Source organism: Roseibaca sp. Y0-43, assembly GCF_020667835.1.
GTDB lineage: Bacteria > Pseudomonadota > Alphaproteobacteria > Rhodobacterales > Rhodobacteraceae > Roseinatronobacter.
Genome location: NZ_JAFMPR010000005.1, coordinates 160996 through 179746, shown reverse-complemented (window position 1 = coordinate 179746; position 18751 = coordinate 160996). Strand labels below are relative to the sequence as shown.

19 protein-coding genes are annotated in these 18751 nt (G+C 64.4%); 12 read left to right on the top strand and 7 right to left on the bottom strand.

The genetic code is table 11. The features are described 5' to 3' along the window. The 3 genes from odhB (at position 1) to lpdA (ending at position 3446) form a co-directional block, all read left to right on the top strand. The gene (odhB, locus tag J1C52_RS08240; protein ID WP_227427454.1) at positions 1–1494 is read left to right on the top strand and encodes a 2-oxoglutarate dehydrogenase complex dihydrolipoyllysine-residue succinyltransferase; all 1494 of its coding nucleotides are present in this window, start codon (positions 1–3) and stop codon (positions 1492–1494) included. A gap of 69 nt (positions 1495–1563) precedes the next feature. Next, positions 1564–1962: an MAPEG family protein gene (locus J1C52_RS08235; protein WP_370633244.1), complete on the top strand. Its 399-nt coding sequence runs from the start codon at positions 1564–1566 to the stop codon at positions 1960–1962. Between the two features lie 98 nt (positions 1963–2060). Then, the gene (gene lpdA, locus J1C52_RS08230) at positions 2061–3446 is read left to right on the top strand and encodes a dihydrolipoyl dehydrogenase (RefSeq protein ID WP_227427453.1); all 1386 of its coding nucleotides are present in this window, start codon (positions 2061–2063) and stop codon (positions 3444–3446) included. Between the two features lie 53 nt (positions 3447–3499). On the opposite strand, the gene J1C52_RS08225 is transcribed toward lpdA, so the two are convergent. From J1C52_RS08225 to J1C52_RS08215, 3 genes are all read right to left on the bottom strand, one after another. Then, positions 3500–4690, bottom strand: a complete 1191-nt coding sequence (locus J1C52_RS08225) for a UbiH/UbiF family hydroxylase (protein ID WP_227427452.1) — start codon at positions 4688–4690, stop codon at positions 3500–3502. Between the two features lie 71 nt (positions 4691–4761). Then, entirely contained in the window at positions 4762–4971 is a 210-nt protein-coding gene (locus J1C52_RS08220) for a hypothetical protein (protein WP_227427451.1), read from the bottom strand. 102 nt (positions 4972–5073) lie between these two features. Continuing rightward, entirely contained in the window at positions 5074–5721 is a 648-nt protein-coding gene (locus J1C52_RS08215; RefSeq protein WP_227427450.1) for a pyrimidine 5'-nucleotidase, read from the bottom strand. 101 nt (positions 5722–5822) lie between these two features. Between J1C52_RS08215 and J1C52_RS08210 the strand changes: the two genes are divergently transcribed. Then, positions 5823–6476, top strand: coding sequence for a GntR family transcriptional regulator (locus tag J1C52_RS08210; RefSeq protein ID WP_227427449.1), 654 nt, complete (start codon positions 5823–5825; stop codon positions 6474–6476). Here the strand turns inward: J1C52_RS08210 and J1C52_RS08205 are convergent. Then, positions 6473–6781, bottom strand: a complete 309-nt coding sequence (locus J1C52_RS08205; protein WP_227427448.1) for a DUF6477 family protein — start codon at positions 6779–6781, stop codon at positions 6473–6475. The genes J1C52_RS08210 and J1C52_RS08205 overlap by 4 nt on opposite strands. A gap of 194 nt (positions 6782–6975) precedes the next feature. On the opposite strand from J1C52_RS08205, the gene J1C52_RS08200 reads away from it, so the two are divergent. Then, complete coding sequence (locus J1C52_RS08200) at positions 6976–8031, top strand: DUF6456 domain-containing protein (protein WP_227427447.1); 1056 nt, start codon at positions 6976–6978, stop codon at positions 8029–8031. On the opposite strand, the gene J1C52_RS08195 is transcribed toward J1C52_RS08200, so the two are convergent. Both J1C52_RS08195 and J1C52_RS08190 read right to left on the bottom strand, forming a co-directional pair. Continuing rightward, entirely contained in the window at positions 8028–9869 is a 1842-nt protein-coding gene (locus tag J1C52_RS08195; protein ID WP_227427446.1) for an ABC-F family ATP-binding cassette domain-containing protein, read from the bottom strand. The genes J1C52_RS08200 and J1C52_RS08195 overlap by 4 nt on opposite strands. A 110-nt stretch (positions 9870–9979) precedes the next feature. Continuing rightward, on the bottom strand, positions 9980–11542 hold the full coding sequence (locus J1C52_RS08190; RefSeq protein WP_227427445.1) for a 2-isopropylmalate synthase: 1563 nt from the start codon (positions 11540–11542) through the stop codon (positions 9980–9982). A 359-nt stretch (positions 11543–11901) separates the two neighbouring features. On the opposite strand from J1C52_RS08190, the gene J1C52_RS08185 reads away from it, so the two are divergent. From J1C52_RS08185 to J1C52_RS08155, 7 genes are read left to right on the top strand one after another with little or no spacing between them, the layout of a single operon-like run. Further along, positions 11902–13008 carry an ABC transporter permease gene (locus tag J1C52_RS08185; protein ID WP_370633249.1) on the top strand — a complete coding sequence of 369 codons (1107 nt, stop codon included), beginning with the start codon at positions 11902–11904 and terminating at the stop codon, positions 13006–13008. Continuing rightward, the gene (locus J1C52_RS08180; RefSeq protein ID WP_227427443.1) at positions 13008–13787 is read left to right on the top strand and encodes an ABC transporter ATP-binding protein; all 780 of its coding nucleotides are present in this window, start codon (positions 13008–13010) and stop codon (positions 13785–13787) included. The genes J1C52_RS08185 and J1C52_RS08180 overlap by 1 nt, the downstream gene beginning before the upstream one ends. 3 nt (positions 13788–13790) lie before the next feature. Then, positions 13791–15503, top strand: a complete 1713-nt coding sequence (locus J1C52_RS08175; protein WP_227427442.1) for an MlaD family protein — start codon at positions 13791–13793, stop codon at positions 15501–15503. Then, entirely contained in the window at positions 15500–16132 is a 633-nt protein-coding gene (locus tag J1C52_RS08170) for an ABC-type transport auxiliary lipoprotein family protein (RefSeq protein WP_227427441.1), read from the top strand. Before J1C52_RS08175 ends, J1C52_RS08170 begins: the two co-directional genes overlap by 4 nt. 49 nt (positions 16133–16181) lie before the next feature. After that, positions 16182–16760 (top strand): YqaA family protein, encoded by a 579-nt coding sequence (locus tag J1C52_RS08165; RefSeq protein WP_227427440.1) that lies wholly within the window; start codon positions 16182–16184, stop codon positions 16758–16760. Next, positions 16757–17218, top strand: a complete 462-nt coding sequence (locus tag J1C52_RS08160; RefSeq protein WP_227427439.1) for a disulfide bond formation protein B — start codon at positions 16757–16759, stop codon at positions 17216–17218. Before J1C52_RS08165 ends, J1C52_RS08160 begins: the two co-directional genes overlap by 4 nt. 58 nt (positions 17219–17276) lie before the next feature. Further along, complete coding sequence (locus J1C52_RS08155; protein ID WP_227427438.1) at positions 17277–17627, top strand: DUF6614 family protein; 351 nt, start codon at positions 17277–17279, stop codon at positions 17625–17627. A 38-nt stretch (positions 17628–17665) separates the two neighbouring features. Here J1C52_RS08155 and J1C52_RS08150 read toward each other — a convergent pair whose 3' ends face one another. Further along, complete coding sequence (locus J1C52_RS08150; protein WP_227427437.1) at positions 17666–18652, bottom strand: 2-hydroxyacid dehydrogenase; 987 nt, start codon at positions 18650–18652, stop codon at positions 17666–17668. Positions 18653–18751: the final 99 nt, after the last annotated feature.

Sequence of the window (18751 nt, the reverse complement as noted above, 5' to 3'; positions counted from 1 at the left end):
ATGCCTACCGAAGTTCGAGTGCCCACTTTGGGCGAAAGCGTGACCGAGGCGACCGTCGCCACTTGGTTCAAGAAACCCGGCGACGCGGTCGCGGCCGATGAAATGCTGTGCGAGCTGGAAACCGACAAGGTCACGGTCGAAGTGCCCAGCCCGGTCGCGGGCGTGATGGGCGAGATTGTCGCCAAGGAAGGCGAGACAGTGGGCGTCGATGCGCTCTTGGCCATGATCGGCGAGGGCAAGGGCGAAGCCCCGGCCCCCAAGGCAGAGGCGAAGGCAGATGCTCCTAAAGCCGAAGCTGTCGACGTGATGGTCCCGGCCCTAGGTGAGAGCGTGTCGGAAGCGACCGTCGCAAGCTGGTTCAAGAAGCCGGGCGACATGGTCGCGGTCGATGAAATGCTGTGCGAGCTGGAAACCGACAAAGTGTCGGTCGAAGTGCCCAGCCCGGCCGCGGGTGTCTTGGGCGAAATCCTCGCCGCCGAAGGGGCCACAGTGCAGGCAGGCGGCAAGCTGGCGGTCATCTCGGGCGAGGCGGGTGCACCCGTTGTGCCCGACGCGGCCCCGGCCATGGGCGGCACGGGCGGCACGGGCCGCGATGTGGAAGACGCGCCCTCTGCCAAGAAGCTGATGGCCGAAAAGGGCCTGTCGCGCGATCAGGTCGCAGGCTCTGGCCGCGACGGGCGCATCATGAAGGAAGACGTGCAGCGGGCAGGGGCGGCCCCGGCGCCGCAGGCGGCACCCGCGCCGACCGCGCCCACCCAACCTGCCCAAAGGGCGCCCGTGCCCGCCGATGACGCCGCGCGCGAAGAACGCGTGCGCATGACGAAGCTGCGCCAGACCATCGCGCGCCGCCTGAAGGAAGCGCAGAACACCGCCGCCATGCTGACCACCTATAACGAGGCGGATATGGGCGGCATCATGGAGCTGCGCAACGAATACAAGGACATGTTCGAGAAGAAGCACGGCGTGAAGATGGGCTTCATGTCCTTCTTCGTGAAAGCCTGCTGCCATGCGCTGTTCGAAGTGCCCGAGGTGAATGCCGAGATCGACGGCACCGACATCGTGTACAAGAACTACGTCCATATGGGCGTGGCCGTGGGCACGCCCACGGGGCTTGTGGTGCCGGTGCTGCGCGACGCCCACAAGATGAGCTTCGCCGAGATCGAGAAAACCATCGCCGAGATGGGCCGCCGCGCCCGCGACGGGAAACTGTCGATGGCCGATATGCAGGGCGGCAGCTTCACCATCTCGAATGGCGGTGTCTATGGCTCGCTCATGTCCTCGCCCATCCTGAACCCGCCGCAATCGGGCATTCTGGGGATGCACAAGATCCAGGAACGCCCGATGGTCGTGAAAGGCCAGATCGTGGCGCGCCCGATGATGTATCTCGCGCTCAGCTACGATCACCGGATTGTCGATGGCAAGGGTGCCGTGACCTTCCTGGTGCGGGTGAAGGAAGCGCTCGAAGACCCGCGCCGCCTGTTGATGGATCTCTAAGGACATGCCGGGGCGCGAGACCAACCTCGCGCCCCGACACATCCGGCACGACATGACCGGAGCAACCCGATGTTGACCCCCGACCTGATCGCCCTCATCCTCGCAGCCCTTCTCTGGGCGGGGCAGCTTGCGCATATGGCGGTGCGCGCCAATCTGGAAATCGGCAGCCGCTATTTCCTGTCCCCGCGCGATACCGCCCCGCCGCGCGACCTGTCGCAAGGCACTCTGCGCCTGAAACGCGCCTATGAAAACCACCACGAAGCACTTCTTCTCTTCGCGGTCGCGATCACCGCCATCACGCTCGCGGGCAAGGAAAGCACGGCCAGCGCCATCCTCGCCTTCACCTATCTCGGCGCGCGCATCCTCTTCGTGCCCGCCTATGCGCTGGGCTGGACCCCATGGCGTTCGGTCTTTTTCGGAATCGGATATCTTTGCTCTATCCTGATCCTCCTCCTTGCACTCTTCTGATGTTTCATCCTTGCTCAAATATCCTCGGGGGGTGAGGGCCGTCAGGCCCGAGGGGGGCGAAGCGCCCCCTTGCCCCGCCAAAAGAAAGGAAACGACCCATGTCCTATGATCTGATCGTCATCGGTTCCGGCCCCGGCGGCTATGTCTGCGCCATCCGAGCCGCGCAACTGGGCCTGAAAGTGGCTTGTGTCGAGGGGCGCGAGACCTTGGGCGGCACCTGCCTGAACGTGGGCTGCATCCCGTCCAAGGCGCTGTTGCACGCCACGCATCAGCTGCATGAGGCCGAGCATAATTTCGACGCGATGGGCCTGTCGGGTGCGAAGCCCAAGGTCGATTGGAAGAAGATGCAAAACTACAAATCCGACGTGATCGCGCAAAACACCAAGGGCATCGAATTCCTGTTCAAGAAGAACAAGGTCGACTGGATCAAGGGCTGGGCCAGCATCCCTGCGCCGGGCAAGGTTCAGGTCGGCGACACGGTGCACGAGACGAAAAAGATCGTCATCGCGTCGGGGTCGGAAAGCAGCCCGCTGCCGGGGGTAGAAGTGGATGAGAAAATCATCGTCACCTCGACCGGTGCGCTGGAACTGGGCAAGATCCCGAAGAAACTGGTCGTCATTGGCGCGGGCGTGATCGGGCTGGAAATGGGGTCGGTCTATGCCCGCCTTGGGGCAGAGGTGACGGTGGTCGAATATCTTGACCGCATCATCCCCGGCAATGATGGCGAAGTGGCCAAGACCTTCCAACGGATGCTGGGCAAGCAAGGGATGAAATTCATCCTTGGCGCCGCCGTGCAATCCGCCACTGCCACCAAGACCAAGGCAACCGTCACCTACAAACTGCGCAAGGATGACAGCGAACATGTGCTAGAGGCCGACGCGGTTCTGCTGGCCACCGGCCGCCGCCCCTATACCGACGGGCTGGGGCTGGAAGGCTTGGGGGTCGAGATGACCAAGCGCGGCCAGATCGCAACCGACAGCCATTACAAGACCAGCGTCGACGGCATTTATGCCATCGGCGACGCCATCGAGGGTCCGATGCTGGCGCACAAGGCCGAGGATGAAGGCATGGCCGTGGCCGAAGTGCTGGCGGGGCAGGCGGGGCATGTCAATTACGGCGTCATCCCCGGCGTGATCTACACCTGGCCCGAAGTGGCATCCGTGGGCGCGACTGAGGAATCGCTCAAGGAAGAGGGCCGCGCTTACAAGGTCGGAAAGTTCAGCTTCATGGGCAATGGCCGCGCGAAGGCGAATTTCGCAGCCGACGGTTTCGTCAAAATCCTCGCTGATAAAGAAACCGACCGCATCTTGGGCGCGCATATCATCGGGCCATATGCGGGCGACCTGATCCACGAGATTTGCGTCGCCATGGAATTCGGCGCCGCCGCCGAGGATCTGGCGCGCACCTGCCATGCGCACCCGACCTATTCCGAAGCGGTGCGCGAGGCCGCACTCGCTTGTGGCGACGGCGCGATCCACGCGTAATAATCGGACCCCGTAGGGTGCGTGCTCAGCACGCACCCTACCGAAACCGGCGTTCAGCGCACACCGATTCCTAGCTGCATCAGCGTTCGGCGCACGGGCGCTGCCGAATACATCGCGTTCAGCGCCGCCGCCCGCGCATCGCGCAAGGGCTGCGCCGCGATCATCGAGGCGCGGTTCAGCATCCCCACACCGGCCACGCGTAGCGCGACATCGGGGTAGCGCTGGCGGGTATAGGCGGCAAGGGGTGCGGCCTCTCCCAGGTTATCCGGGGTCATCAGCCGCGTCAGCGCGGTCAGGTCTGCCAGCGACATGTTCAACCCCTGTGCCCCGATGGGCGGCACGACATGCGCGGCTTCGGCCATCAGCGCCGTGCGCTGGCCGTGAAAGCGGTCCGCGATCTGGCTGATGATCGGCCAGATTGTCCGGCGCGAGGCAAGCTTCAACTGCCCGAACATCCCGCAAGAGCGGCGGTTCATCTCTCGCTCGAACGCGGCTTCGGGCAGGGCGGCCAGTCGCGCGGCTTCTGGCCCGGTTTCCATCCAGACAATCGCCGAACAGGGTTTTCCGTCGCGGTCGGGCAGCGGCACGAAGGTGAACGGCCCGCCAGAGCGGTGGATCTCGGTCGAGACATTGCCATGCGGCACCGGGTGCGTGACCGCGAAGGCCAGCGCCTTTTGCCCGAAGCGCGTGGTCCGCACGCCGATCCCCAAGGCCTGACGCATGGGCGAATTGCGCCCGTCCGCCGCGACCAGCAGCCGCGCCTCAATCGACGTGCCGTCGCTCAGCCCCACGATGGCGGCGCTTTCGCGGGTGGTCAGGCGGCGCGTGCCGATGCCGGGGCGGAAGGTGACATTCGCCAATTCCTCCAGCCGCGCCACGCATTCACGGCGCAACAGCCAGTTGGGCAGGTTCCAGCCAAAGGGCTGGTCGGAAATGTCGGAAGCGTCGAAATCATGGCTGACGCGCGGCTCTGGCTGTTCGCCCCCCGCATCGACAATGCGCATGACCTGCAAGGGCGTCGCATGGGCTTCGAACCGTTCCCACAGGCCTGCAAGCGTCAGAACGTCAACAGAGGGTTGCAGGAAGGCGGTTGTGCGCAGGTCAGAGGCCGGATCGGCCTCTGCCATCACGGGTGGGGCCGGGTCCACGCACAAAACGCTGTAGCCCTGCGAGCCGAAGGCGGCGGCAGCACTCAGCCCAGCGATTCCGCCACCAGAGACGACGATATCAAAACGCTCTCGCATTCATGTTCCCCCATGGTTGGGTCTGAACATACTGCGAGAGCGCGAAAGGGCAATGCGGCAGCTTGCCCGGATTACATGCCTTCGGTGACGATCCGCACCAAAACCACGACCATGCCAAGGGCAGCGGGCACCATGACGGCGACCAGACCAGCCAGACCGAACACGGCGGCAGAGGTGCCAAGGATGGTCAGGAACACCGCGATCGCGGCCCAGATCATTGCGGTGCCGTTTTTGTCCTTCGGGGTGGCATGGGTCTTGCCGGCGTCCAGCGTCATGGTCATTGGTGCATTCCTCCTGAATTATTTGACCCAGAAATATGTTTTTCCGCAAAACCGCACAGCATGGCAGATTGTCGCGCGGCAGAAGCGCGCACCCTGCGGCTGCTAGCGTGACAGCTGCGCTAAAAACCCAGCCAAATCAGCAGTATGGTGGTGAATATGCGGGGCGTCTTCCGGCTCTGGTGCGACATGGACGGTGCGCAGCCCCATCGCGTGCGGCGCGGCCAGGTTGCGGGTGTCATCCTCGAACATCGCGGCCGCTTTCGGGTCCAGCCCGTCGCGGGCAAAGACGGTGGCAAAGGCCTGTTGTTCGGGCTTGGGGCGGTAGTCGGCATGTTCCACGCCGTAAAGCGCGGCAAACAGCCCGCTCAGCCCGCGCGCGTCCAGCACCCGCTCGGCATAGGGGGCCGATCCGTTGGTGTAGACGATCTTGCGCCCCGGCAGCGCCGCGATGCGCGCGCGCAGCTCCGGGTCGGGCGACAACACCGAGAAGTCGATGTCATGCACCGCGATCATATAGGGTTCGGGGTCCATGTCATGCTCGCGCATCAGCCCGGCAAGCGTGGTGCCATAGCGCTTCCAGTAGTCATGGCGCAGCCGGTCGGCCTCGGCGCGCTCCAGCCCAAGCGCATCCATGATATAGGCCGTCATTCGCTTGTCGATCTGGTCGAACAGGCCCATATGCGGCGGGTAGAGGGTGTTGTCCAAATCGAACACCCAGGTTTGGACATGGCTGAAAAACGCGGCAGGCATGGCCGGGACAATAGCCGCTCGCGGGCCGCTGGCAAGGATTGCGGCTTGTCTTTCGCGCGAAAGCACTGTTTTCTTTCGGCTCGAATGCAAAGGCCCGCAGAATGACCGAAACCAAACCCGTAAAAGACGCCTATACCATGATCCTCGAGGCGATTGACGTAGGCGTCTACAAGCCCGGCGACCGCTTGGTGGAATCGGAACTGGCGGATCGGTTCGGGGTCTCGCGCACCCCCATCCGCGAAGCGCTGCAACGGCTGGAAACGCAGTCGCTTCTGACCCGCGACGGGCGGTCGCTGATCGTGGCTTCGCTGGACCATAACCAATTGGCAGAGCTTTACGTCGTGCGCTCGGAACTCGAAGGGCTGGCGGCGCGGCTGGCGGCACGCCACGCGACCGACGAAGAAGTGCGCCTGCTACGCGCCATGGTCGAGGAAGACGCGGCGCTGATCGCCGACCCGCAAGCCATGAGCCGCGCGAACCGCCGCTTCCACAAGCAGATCCATCTGGCATCGCATAACCGATACCTTGTGCAGCAACTGGACCTTGTGCATCGCTCGATGGCGCTTCTGGCCAGCACCTCTATCTCGGTGCCCGGCCGCGGCGAGCGGACGCTGGAAGAGCACAGCACCATCGTCGAGGCGATTGCCGCGGGCGATGGCGACGCGGCTTACAAGGCGCTCAAGGACCATATCTCGCGCGCGTTTGAAACCCGGCTGCGGCAGGATTCCACCGCCGCCGAACGCTTCTCGCTCTAACCCAAGGGCACCGCGCGGGCGGTGCAATTGGTGCGCGCTTCGTGCAGAAGCGCCGTCATCACCATGACATGATCCGCCGGGTGCCAGCTTGCGTCGTGATGGCGGCGGGCATGGTCCAGCTCTGCCTCGCGCTGCACCAGCGCTTGCTGCGCTGCGCCGGGGGCGGGCAGGGGGTGGCCCATGGGCAAACCCAGAATCCGCGCCAGCGACCGCGCCCGGTCGTATTGGGCCAGCCCATGCCGCGCCGCCACAACCAAAAGGCGAGGGCGAATGGTGGTCTGCAAGCCTTGTGTCGAATGATCCATCTGATCCCCTCTTCGTGATGCGGCCTTGGATAATGGCACAAGTTTCAGGCTGTTGCGTTGCGGGCGCGAAGAGCGCGCGCTGCCTTCAAGCGCATTTAGGGATTTGGTTACATCTTTGTGGGAACCGGTCGCGATTAACGGTCTGGTAAGAAATGCAACTATAGGGTGAAAATCGAGAAGGAGCACGGCGCGGCATGTCTGTACAAAACCGCGTGGAGTCCGGTTGCGCGGCGATCAACAGCGCAACTTTCCCCGAATGGGTGCCCACGGGTGCACGGCTCTACCTGTCCCACACCGCGAATGGATTGTCGTTGCGCACGCTTGCGCGCAATGCGGGCTGTCACGCTTCGACCGTGCTGCGCCAGGTGCGCCGCTTCGAGAACAGGCGCGATGACCCATTGGTGGATGACGCGCTGACCCGGCTGGACCGGGTGATGCGTCAATCCGCGCCCAAGACATCAATCATGGAGAATGCCGATATGGCAAAGCCCGCCCCAAGCAGCTTTGAAACCGCGGCCCCCGTCTGCACCACTGATGACCTGTTGCACCTGCTGGCCAATCTGGAACGACCCGGAAGCCAGCTGATCGTCGCCCCAGAGATGCCCAAGGCCGTTATCATGCGGGACGGGCCGGACGGGCGGGCGGAACGGCTGGCGGTGTTCGACCGCGCGATGGCCGAAATGCTGGCGCTGAAGGACTGGATCATCTGCCGCCGCGAGGGGCGGGTGCTAAGCTATATCCTCAGCCCCGAAGGTCAGGCCGCGCTGCGCGACTATAATGACGACAAACAGCCCGGCGCGCGCCGGGCGCGCTATGGCACGGTGGAAACCCCGGTCGCGGTTCTGGCGCGGCGGCGCGACAAATCGGGTCAGCCTTTCCTCGTGCCCGAACTGGTGCAATCGGCCGACCGCCTGCGCGAGGATTTCGTCATGGCACAACTGGACGCGCTGGACCCGATGCCCGCCGACCGCCTTGTGCGCGCGATGACCGAGCGCAACCTGCCGGGCCCGAATATCGCGCCGCCCGGAACCCGCGCCGCGCGCCGCCGCGTGCTGGGCGCGCTGCAAGACCTTGGGCCGGGCCTGTCGGACATGGTGCTGCGCGTCTGCTGCCACCTTGAAGGCGTGGAAAGCGCCGAGCAGGCGATGGGCTGGAGCGCGCGCTCTGGCAAGATCGTGCTGCGCATTGGGCTGCAACGGCTGAAGCTGCATTACGACCGGCTGGGCGCAGACGAGATGCTGATCGGTTAGGCCGTCGCCTTGTCGTAGCTGTCCTGCGCGGCCATCCACAGCGCTTCGGCGCGGTCCATCGCTTCCATCACCTCGGCGTATTTCGCCTGCCACACGCGCAGATCACCCGCGCGGTCATCTTCGTAGATGGCCGGGTCGGCCAGCTTTGCCGCGAGCTTGTCGCGCATCTCTTCCAGCTTGGCGATGCGCGCTTCGGCGCGGCTGACTTCTTGGCGTAGCGCGGTGATCTCGTCGCGGCTGGGGCGTTTGGGCTTGGGTTTCGGCGCGGCGGCGGGTTTCTCGTCGCCTGCCAGCAGCATGGCGCGATAGCTGTCCAGATCGCCCTCGTAGGGGCGGACATGGCCGTCCTTGACCAGCCACAGCCGGTCCGCGACCAGCGACAACAGGTGCATGTCGTGGCTGACAAGAATGACCGCGCCCGTGTAGGCCGTCAGCGCCTCGACCAGCGCCTCGCGAGATTCGATGTCCAGGTGGTTCGTCGGCTCGTCCAGGATCAGCATATGCGGCGCGTCGAGCGTGGCCAGCAGCAGCGACAGCCGCGCTTTCTGCCCGCCCGACAGCTTGCGCACCACGGTTTCCGCCTGCTCGGCCATCAGCCCGAAACCTGCCAGCCGCGCGCGCAGTTTCGGCGGAGCCTCGTGTGGGCGCTCGCGCTGCAAATGCTGCAAGGGGGTCTCGTCCAGTTCCAACTCGTCAACCTGATGCTGCGCGAAATACCCCACCCGCAGCTTGGCCGCGCGCGTCAGAGTGCCTTGGCCCGCAAGTTTGCCCGCCAGCAGTTTCGAGAGCGTCGATTTGCCTTCGCCATTGCGCCCCAGAAGCGCGATGCGGTCATCTTGGTCAATGCGCAGGTCCAAGCCCCGCAGCACCGGCGGGCCGTCATAGCCCACGCTCGCGCCCTCTAGCCGCAGGATGGGGGGCGAGAGTTCCTCGGGTTCAGGAAAGCTGAACACATGGCGCGCGGCCTCGGCGGGCGGCGTGATGGGCGAGAGTTTCTCCAGCATCTTCAGCCGCGATTGCGCTTGCTTTGCCTTGGTCGCCTGCGCGCGGAAGCGGTCGACGAATTTCTGCATGTGGGCGCGCTTGGCGGCGACCTTTTCGGCCTCTGCCGCCAAGGACGCGCGCCGCTCGGCCCGCAGCTTGGCGAAACTGTCATAGCCGCCGGTGTAAAGCGTAAGCTTGCGGTCCTCCAAGTGCAGGATATGGCCGACCGCGCGATTCAAAAGCCCGCGGTCATGGCTGATAATCAGCACCGTATGCGGGTAGCGAGTCAGGTAGCCCTCCAGCCACAAGGCGCCTTCAAGGTCCAGATAGTTGGTCGGCTCGTCCAGCAGCAAAAGGTCAGGCTGGGCGAACAAGACGCCCGCCAGCGCCACGCGCATCCGCCACCCGCCCGAGAAATCGGAACAGGGACGTTGTTGCGCCTCTGCGTCAAAGCCCAAGCCTTTCAGGATCGCGCTTGCGCGTCCTTCGGCGGACCATGCGTCGATATCGGCCAGCCGGGTTTGCACGGCAGCAATGCGTTCGGGGTCGGTGGCGGTTTCGGCTTCGGCCATCAGCGCCGCGCGCTCGGTATCGGCTTGCAGCACCGTGTCCAGAAGCGAGGTCGCGGATGACGGCACTTCTTGCGCCACGCCGCCGATCTTGGCGCGGGCGGGCAGCTCTATCTTGCCGCTTTCCAAGGGCAATTCGCCGCGCAAAATGCGAAAGAGCGTCGTTTTCCCCGCCCCGTTGCGCCCCACGATCCCCACCTTGTGGCCGGTGGGAATGGTCGCGGACGCCCCTTCGAACAAAGGGTTGCCCTGCATGGCGAAGCTGATGGAGTCGATGCGCAACATGGCGCTGCCTTGCCCTAGGCGGGGGCAATGGTCAAGCGACTGGCTTCATCTTGCCAAAAATACTCTCAGGGGGGTTTGGGGGGCAGAATGCCCCCCAGCTTTGGCCAAATTCAGCCAGCGCTTTTCATCAGCGCCGACAGGTTGCCCCGATGGCGGTGCAGGACCAGACGGTTCAGCGCGTTGACATAGGCTTTCGCGCTGGCCACGACCGTATCGGTGTCGGATGACTGGCCGGAATAGACCACGCCGTCCAGCGCCAAACGCACGCTGACGGTGGCTTGCGCGTCGGTGCCTTCGGTCACGGCATGGACCTGATACAGTTCCAGCCGCGCGTCATGCGGGAACAGCATCTTGACCGCGTTGAAGGTGGCATCGACCGGGCCGTCGCCGGTGGCATCGACGAATTTCTCTTCGCCGCCGACCGACATGGTCAGTTCCGCTTCCTGCGGCCCCTCGGTACCGCAGATCACGCGCAGGCGCTTCACTTGCAGATAGGCGTCGTCATCGGCAAGGCTGGCCTCGGCCATCAGCGCGATCAGGTCGTCGTCATAGACTTCCTTCTTGCGGTCGGCCAAGGCCTTGAACCGCACGAAGACATCCTTCAACTGGTTGTCGCCCAGCTCATACCCCAGTTCCGAAAGCTTCGCGCGCAGCGCCGCGCGGCCCGAATGCTTGCCCATGACAAGGTTGGTGGCGGCAAGGCCAATATCCTCGGGGCGCATGATCTCGAAGGTTTCTTTATTCTTCAGCATCCCGTCCTGATGGATGCCGGATTCATGCGCAAACGCGTTCTTGCCGACCACGGCCTTGTTGTATTGCACCGGAAAGCCCGACACAGCGGCGACCATGCGCGACAGGCCCATGATCTTGGTGGTGTCGATTTCCGTGCGGTAAGGCAGGATGTCGCCGCGCACGCGCAGCGCCATCACGACCTCTTCCAGTGCGGTGTTGCCCGCGCGCTCGCCCAGGCCGTTGATCGTGCATTCCACCTGCCGCGCGCCGGCTTCCACGGCGGCCAAGGCATTGGCGGTCGCCATGCCAAGGTCGTTATGGCAATGGGTGGCGAAGGTGATCGTGTCGGCGCCGGGCACGCGCTCCAAGAGCATACGGATCAGGTCGGCACTTTCGCGCGGGTAGGTATAGCCCACCGTGTCGGGAATATTGATCGTGGTGGCGCCTGCCTTGATCGCGGTTTCGACCACGCGGCATAGGAAATCATGCTCGGTGCGGGTGGCGTCCATGGGCGACCATTGCACATCCTCGCACAGGTTGCGGGCATGGCTGACCGTATCATGGATGCGCGCGACCATGCCGTCCATGTCCAGCGCCGTGATGTCGCGGTGCAAGGGCGAGGTGCCGATGAAGGTATGAATGCGCCCGCGCGGCGCGTGTTGAACGGCCTCCCACGCGCGGTCAATATCGCCGAAATTGGCGCGCGCCAGCCCGCAGATGACCGCGTTCTTGGCATTCTTGGCAATCTCGGACACGGCCAGAAAATCGCCCTCGCTGGCGATGGGAAAGCCCGCCTCGATGATGTCGACGCCCATCTCGTCCAGAAGGCCCGCGATTTCCAGCTTCTCGGTATGGGACATGGTCGCGCCGGGGCTTTGTTCGCCATCGCGCAAGGTGGTGTCGAAAATCAGGACGCGGTCCTGTTTTGCGGTATCGGTCATGGGGATCATCCTTGGGGTCTGCTGCGGTTCAGGTCCGGGCGCGTCTCACCTCTGAGCGGCGCGCCCGACCGGCACGCTCAGAGGCCCCTAAGCAGAAGCAGGGTTGCAGCCATGGGCGCGGTCGCGCGAATGAAGCAGCGTGTGTTCATGCGCGGGACTATAGGCGCGCGGGTGCACCTTGGAAACCCCAAAATGGCGCGCATTTGCCCATGCCGTGCCCGCTGTGTCACGTTCCCGTGCCTGCCTTCGGGACATGCCATGACTCTGCAGGGCGATGGCAGTAAGGTCGTGACTCGAAACTTGCGCAGGCTTGTGCAAGGAACGGCCCGGATTTCTCGCACGAAGGATGCGCCTTGAGCATGACCGCCGACCCCAGCGCGCTGCCAGCGCCAGAGCACGCCCATCTAGAGGGCGGGGGCGGCGCGTGGCGGCTGTCGGGCGCGCTGACGGTGCGCAGCGTCTCCGCCGTGGCAGAGGCGCTGGAGAACGCGCAGGGCGAGCTGGACCTGTCGGGCCTGACCCGGCTGGATACGGCGGGCGCCTACCTGTTGCAGCGCCACGCGGCCAGCTTGCGGCTGCATGGTGCGCAAGCCGATCATGCAGCACTGCTGGAGCGGGTCGCATCCTCCATGCCGCAGCCGCCAGAGGCGAGCCAAACGCCCTTCAGCTTCGTGCAGATCCTCGACCGCACAGGCCGCATGGTCGCGGGCGCAGGCCGCTTCCTGGTCGAGATCACCGCCATGCTGGGGGTGTTTTTCGAACGGCTTGGCCAGATTGCCCGCCATCCCGGCAAACTGCCCATGACAGCACTTGTGCATCATGCCGACCAAGTGGGCTGGCGCGCCATTCCCATCGTCTCGCTCATGTCCTTCCTGATCGGCGTTGTGCTGGCCTTTCAGGGGGCTGTGCAGTTGCGCCAGTTCGGGGCCGAGATTTTCGTGGTCGACCTGATCGCCATTTCCATCCTGCGCGAGTTGGGCATTCTTCTGACGGCGATCATCGTCGCGGGCCGCACCGCGTCCAGCTTCACCGCCGCCATCGGGTCCATGAAGATGCGCGAGGAAATCGACGCCATGCGCACGCTGGCGATCGACCCCGCGCTGGTGCTGTTCGTGCCGCGCATATTGGCGCTTCTCATCACGCTGCCCATCCTTGGGGCTGTGGCGAATTTCATGGGCCTGTTCGGCGGCGCGCTGATGTCATGGATAGAGCTGGGCATCTCGCCGCCCGTCTTCCTGTCGCGGCTGATTGCGGAAACCGGGACGGATCATGTCATGGTGGGTTTCGTCAAAGCGCCTGTTTTCGCCATTATCATCGGCGTGATCGGCTGCCATGCCGGGATGCAGGTAGGCGGCAATGCCGAAAGCCTTGGCGCGCAAACCTCCAGCGCCGTGGTGCGCGCGATCTTCGCGGTCATCGTGGCAGATGCGCTGTTCTCGATCTTCTTCGCGATGATGGACATATGATGGCGCGCGAGGTGGTCATAAAGCTGCGCGGGATCAGCAATGTCTTCGGCACCCATGCGGTGCATGAAAACCTTGATCTGGACGTCTATCGCGGCGAGGTGCTGGGCGTGGTCGGCGGCTCTGGCACCGGTAAATCGGTGCTGCTGCGCTGCATCGCGGGGCTGCGCCCGCCGCAGGCCGGCAGCATAGAGATATTCGGCCAGGACGCGCTGAACTGCTCCGAGGCCGAGCGCCGCGAGATCGACCAGCGCATGGGCGTGATGTTTCAGGATGGCGCGCTGTTTTCCAGCCTGACCGTGCGCGAGAATGTCGAAGTGCCCCTGCGCACCATCGACGGGCTGACACCTGCGTTGCGCCGCGAATTGGCCGATCTGAAGATTGCCATGTCGGGCCTGCCCTACAAGGCGGGCGACAATTACCCGTCGGAATTGTCGGGGGGCATGCGCAAACGCGCGGGGCTGGCGCGCGCGCTGGCGCTCGACCCCGAAATCGTCTTTCTGGACGAGCCCACGGCGGGGCTGGACCCGATCGGTGCCTCGGCCTTTGACGAATTGATCCGTGGCCTAAGTCAGGCGATGGGGCTGACGGTGTTCATGGTCACGCATGATCTGGACAGCCTGCACGCCTGTTGCGACCGAATAGCGGTTTTGGCCGACAAGCGGGTGAAGTATACCGGAACCATGGAAGAGATGCTGAAGATCGACCACCCATGGGTGCATGAATACTTCCACGGGCCACGCGCGCGCGCCGCGATTGCCACCAAGGAAAAGGCACTGTAACCCATGGAAACCAAAGCAAATTATGTGCTGATTGGCGTGTTTGCGCTGCTTGGGTTCCTGGGCGTGATGGGCTTTTTCCTGGCCTTCGGCAAGGTGCAGTTCGACCAGCAATATGCCTATTACGATGTGCGATTCGACAGCGTTTCCGGCCTGTCTCCTTCGGCCGATGTGCGCTTCGCGGGCCTGCCCGTGGGCCGGGTGATCGACATTCGCCTGTCGCCCAACCAGGACGGAACCGTCCTTGTCTCGCTGGAAGTAGAGCGCGAAACACCCGTGCGCGCGGACACCATCGCGACGGTGGACAGTTCCGGCATCACCGGGGTGGCGTTCATTGCGCTTTCAGCGGGTAGCGTCACCGCGCCGCTGATAAATGACCGCACCGATGTGCCCGTGCTCGAAGCCGGGCGTTCGACCATCCAGACCCTGACCGAAGGCGCGCCGCGTATCTTGGACGAAGCCTTGCAGGTGGTCGAACAAGTCAACCAGCTTCTGGGTGAAGAAAACCGCACAAGGGTCGAGAATATCTTGATAAACCTCGAAACATCTTCGGGCGAGATTTCGCGCGCGCTGGACAGTTTCGCAGGCTTTACCGACACGATCGAGGCCGCGACCGAAACCTTCGCGGAATTCGCCAACAACCTTGAACCGATCCTGCTGCAAGCCGAGAAAGCGCTGGAAAGCCTGCAATTCGCGGTCGACGAGGGCGCGCTCGTGGCCACCAATGCCCGCGTCGCGTTCGAGACGGGCACCCAAACGCTGGAAACGGTCGATACATTCGTCGCCCAAGACCTGACAGAGATGGTCACGCAACTGCGCAATGACGCGACCGCCCTGCGCACCGAGCTGGAAACCGCCAGCCGCGAGGCGACGACCATGTTCGGCGAGCTGTCGCGCACCGGTCAGGCCGCCACTGAGCGGATGGAGGCGCTCGACCCCGCACTGGCCCTGATAGAGCCGCTTTTGGTGCGCGCCGAAACCACCTTGCAGGCCGTCGAAAGCATGTCCGCCAGCGTCGACACGCTTGTCAGCGGCGAGGGCACGGCTCTGGTGTCCGAGGCGCGCGAGATGGTAGCCCGCGCCACCGCCGCCGCCGATAGCGTGGCGATTGCCGCCGAAACCGATCTGCCGCTCATCATGGCCGATATTCGCGCCGCCACCGCCGAAGTGCGTCAGGTTGTCGAAACCGTGGGCACCGATCTCAGCAGCGTGTCGGGGCAGGTGAACGCCCTGACCACCTCTGGTGTCGAGACCCTGACCCAAGTGACCGAAACCTTCAGCAACGCCAATGTCACGCTCGACGCCATCAACCGCGCGCTCGACACCGGCGAAGGCGCGCTGGAAGCGGCAGAGCGTGCCTTTATCGGTGCGGACCGGGTCATTAACGAAGATGTCGCCACCATCACCGCCGATCTGCGCGATGTGCTGGACCGTCTGGGCACGGCGGTCGATGCCGTGTCGGCCGATATTCCCGCCGTGACCGCCGATCTGCGGGAAACCGCCGCCAGTGCCGCGCGCACCTTTGACGATCTGGGCGCGATCGTGCGCGAAAGCGCGGGGCCGGTGCGTGATTTCACCTCTGCGGGCCTGCCCAACATCACCCAACTGGCGCGTGAGGCGCGCGGGTTGATTGCCAATCTGGACGGGCTGGCGCGCAAGCTGGAAAGCGATCCGGCGCGCCTGCTGCTCAACAGCCAAACACCGGAGTTCAGAAGATGAAGAAGCTGCGCCTAGGCATTGTTTTCGCAGGGCTTCTTGCGCTTTCGGGTTGTGGTGCGGTCTCGGCCTTGAACAAGGCCGCGACGCCCCTTGACGCCTATGAACTGCGCGCGCCGACCAGCCTGCCGCAAGCCACGCGAACCCTGTCGCGCGCGCTGAGCGTAGAGCCACCGACCACCTCTGGCGCCTTGGAAACCGACCGAATTCTGGTCAAGCCCAACGCGGTGCAATCGCTTTACCTGCCCGATGGGCGCTGGGCGTCGGAACTGCCCGAGATGTGGCAAACGCTGGTGCTGCGCGCCTTCGAGGATACGGGCGCGCTGTCTTATGTCGGTCGCCGTCCGCTGGGCGCCGTGGGCGATTTCGCCTTAATCAGCGAAATCACGGATTTTCAGGCCGAACTTGCGGGCGAGGACAGCGCCAGCGTGCGCCTGCGCATGACCGCCCGCATGGTGCGCGAAAGCGATGCGCGGGTCATGGCACGGCGGGTGTTCAGCGCCAGCGTTCCGGTCGAGAGCACCGAGACCCTTGCCCTTGTGAACGGCTTCAACACCGCGTCCGACCAGGTCTTGGCAGAGATGGTCCGCTGGGGTTTGGGCGTGATGGGCCTACAACTGCCCGCGTCGTGAACAAGGCATTGACCGCGGTTGTCCGACTACATGAAAAAGGTCACGTAACGTGCTGAAAAAATTATATGACTGGACCTTGTCGATGGCCAGTCATCCGCGCGCGCTCTGGGTCTTGGCCTTCGTGGCTTTCATCGAATCCTCGGTCTTTCCCATTCCGCCCGACGCGCTGATGATCCCGATGATCATCGCGCGCCCCTCGCGCGCCTTCCTGATCGCGGCGGTGGCAACCGCGGCCTCTGTGCTGGGCGGTCTGGCAGGCTATGCCATTGGCTATGGCGCGTTCGAACTGGTGGGCCGCCCGGTGCTGGAGTTTTACGGCAAGGACGCCTATTTCGCCGAATTTGCCGCCCGCTACGCCGAATGGGGCGCATGGGCCGTGCTGATCGCGGGGGTCACGCCCTTTCCTTACAAGGTCATCACCATCTTGTCGGGGGCGACGGCACTGTCGCTGCCGGTGTTCATCCTGGCCTCTGTCGTGGCGCGGGCGCTGCGGTTTTTCATCGTGGCGGCACTCTTGTGGAAATTCGGCGCACCCATTCGTGATTTCATCGAGCGGCGTCTGGGCCTTGTCTTCGTCGTTTTCGTGGTGTTGCTGGTGGGCGGGTTCTACGCAGTGAGGTTCCTGTGAGCAGAGCGAAACAGATCCAGATTCTTGCCCTTGGGGGCTCGGCGGGGTTGCTGTTGGGGGCGCTGGCGTTCCAGTATATCGGGGGGCTTTCGCCATGCGCGCTGTGCATCTGGCAGCGCTGGCCGCATGTCGTGGCGCTGGTCGCGGGGTTGGGGCTGGTGGTGCCGGGGCCATGGGCGTGGCTTGGGGCGCTGGGGGCCGGGGCATCGGGCGCGATTGGCGTTTACCATACCGGGGTCGAACGCGACTGGTGGCAGGGGCCTGCAAGCTGCACTTCTGGCGGCGATCTGTCGGGGCTGAGCGCGCAAGAGCTGCTGGACCAGATCATGGCCGCGCCGGTCGTGCGCTGCGACGATATCGCGTGGGAGCTGTTGGGCCTGTCGATGGCCAGCTGGAACGCGATCCTGTCCTTCGGGCTGGCCGCCCTTTGGGTGCTCAGCACGCGGCTGCGCGGTTAAGCGTTTCTTCATCGCTCTGGCGTAAGGTGCGGGTGTGGCACCGGAACGGCAGGGCAAGATGACCAGTTATCATTGCATGATCGACCTGAAACCGAACGCGAATGAACTGGCCTTCGCGCGGGCGGTGGCGGTCTGGTTCGGGATGTTGCAGGCAGCGGGCAAGGTGGCGCGCTGGCACCTGTCGCGCCGCAAATTGCGGCTTGCGGGCGCGGGGTTCGGCGATTTCCTGCTGGTGGTGGAATTCGACGACATGGCGCAGATGGACCGCGCCTTTGCCCATCTGTCCGGGGGCGACCATGACGCGGCACAGGCCTATGCGCTGATGCATGGCATGATCGACCGGGCCGAAGCGGGACTATACCGGCCCTATCCCGACCCGGTGCCGGTGGAACGGCTGTCGCTGATATGACGGGCTTGTGGCTGGCCCTCTGTGCGTGGCTGTGTGCCCTAAAGCATGGATGGCAGAACCAGATCGGGCGGGCGGTGGCCGTCGGCGAAGGTCTTGATGTTGATGATGACCTTTTCGCCCATCTCTATCCGCCCCTCGCGGGTCGCGGACCCCATATGCGGCAGCAGCACCACATTGGGCAATTCGCGCAGGCGCGGGTTCACCTGCCGGCCGCGTTCGAACACGTCCAGCCCCGCGCCCGCAATCTCGCCCGCGCGCAGGCCGCGCGTCAGGGCGTTTTCGTCCACCACCTCGCCCCGAGAGGTGTTGATGACAATGGCGCTGGGCTTCAACAGTTTCAGCCGCCGCGCGTTCAGCAGGTGGAAGGTCGCCGGCGTGTGCGGGCAGTTGACCGAAATCACGTCCATCCGCGCGACCATTTGGTCAAGGCTTTCCCAATAGGTGGCCTCCAGCGCCTGTTCCACATCGGGGCGCAGGCGGCGGCGGTTGTGGTAATGGATCTGCATCCCGAAGGCCCGCGCGCGCCGCGCGACCGCCTGGCCGATCCGACCCATCCCCAGAATGCCCAGCCGTTTGCCGCCAATGCGCGTGCCCAGATTGGCCATGGGCGACCAGCCCGTCCAGTCGCCCGCTTGCATCTGCGCCAGCCCCGCCGGGATCTGGCGGGTCACGGCCAGCATCAGCGCCATGGTCATGTCGGCGGTGTCCTCGGTCACGACGCCGGGCGTGTTCGACACGAGGATGCCGCGCTGCCGGGCCGTGGCCACGTCGATATGATCGACGCCCGCGCCGTAATTGGCGATCAGCTTCAGCCGCTCGCCCGCCTGACCCAGCAGTGTGGCGTCGATCTCGTCGGTCAGCGTAGGCACCAGCACGTCGCAATCCTGCACCGCCGCCACCAGCGCCGCGCGGTCCATGGGCGTATCGGTCTCGTTCAGCCGCAGGTCGAACAGTTCCGACAAGCGGGTTTCCACCGCATTGGGCAAGCGTCGCGTAACGACAACACTCAGGCGGGATTTTGGCATGATGCTGGCTCGTCTCTTGTCTGTGCGCATTCTTGTGCCAAACTGCCCGTGATCGTGCCGCACGACAAGACCGGGTTTCATATTCCGGCACCGGCGCGG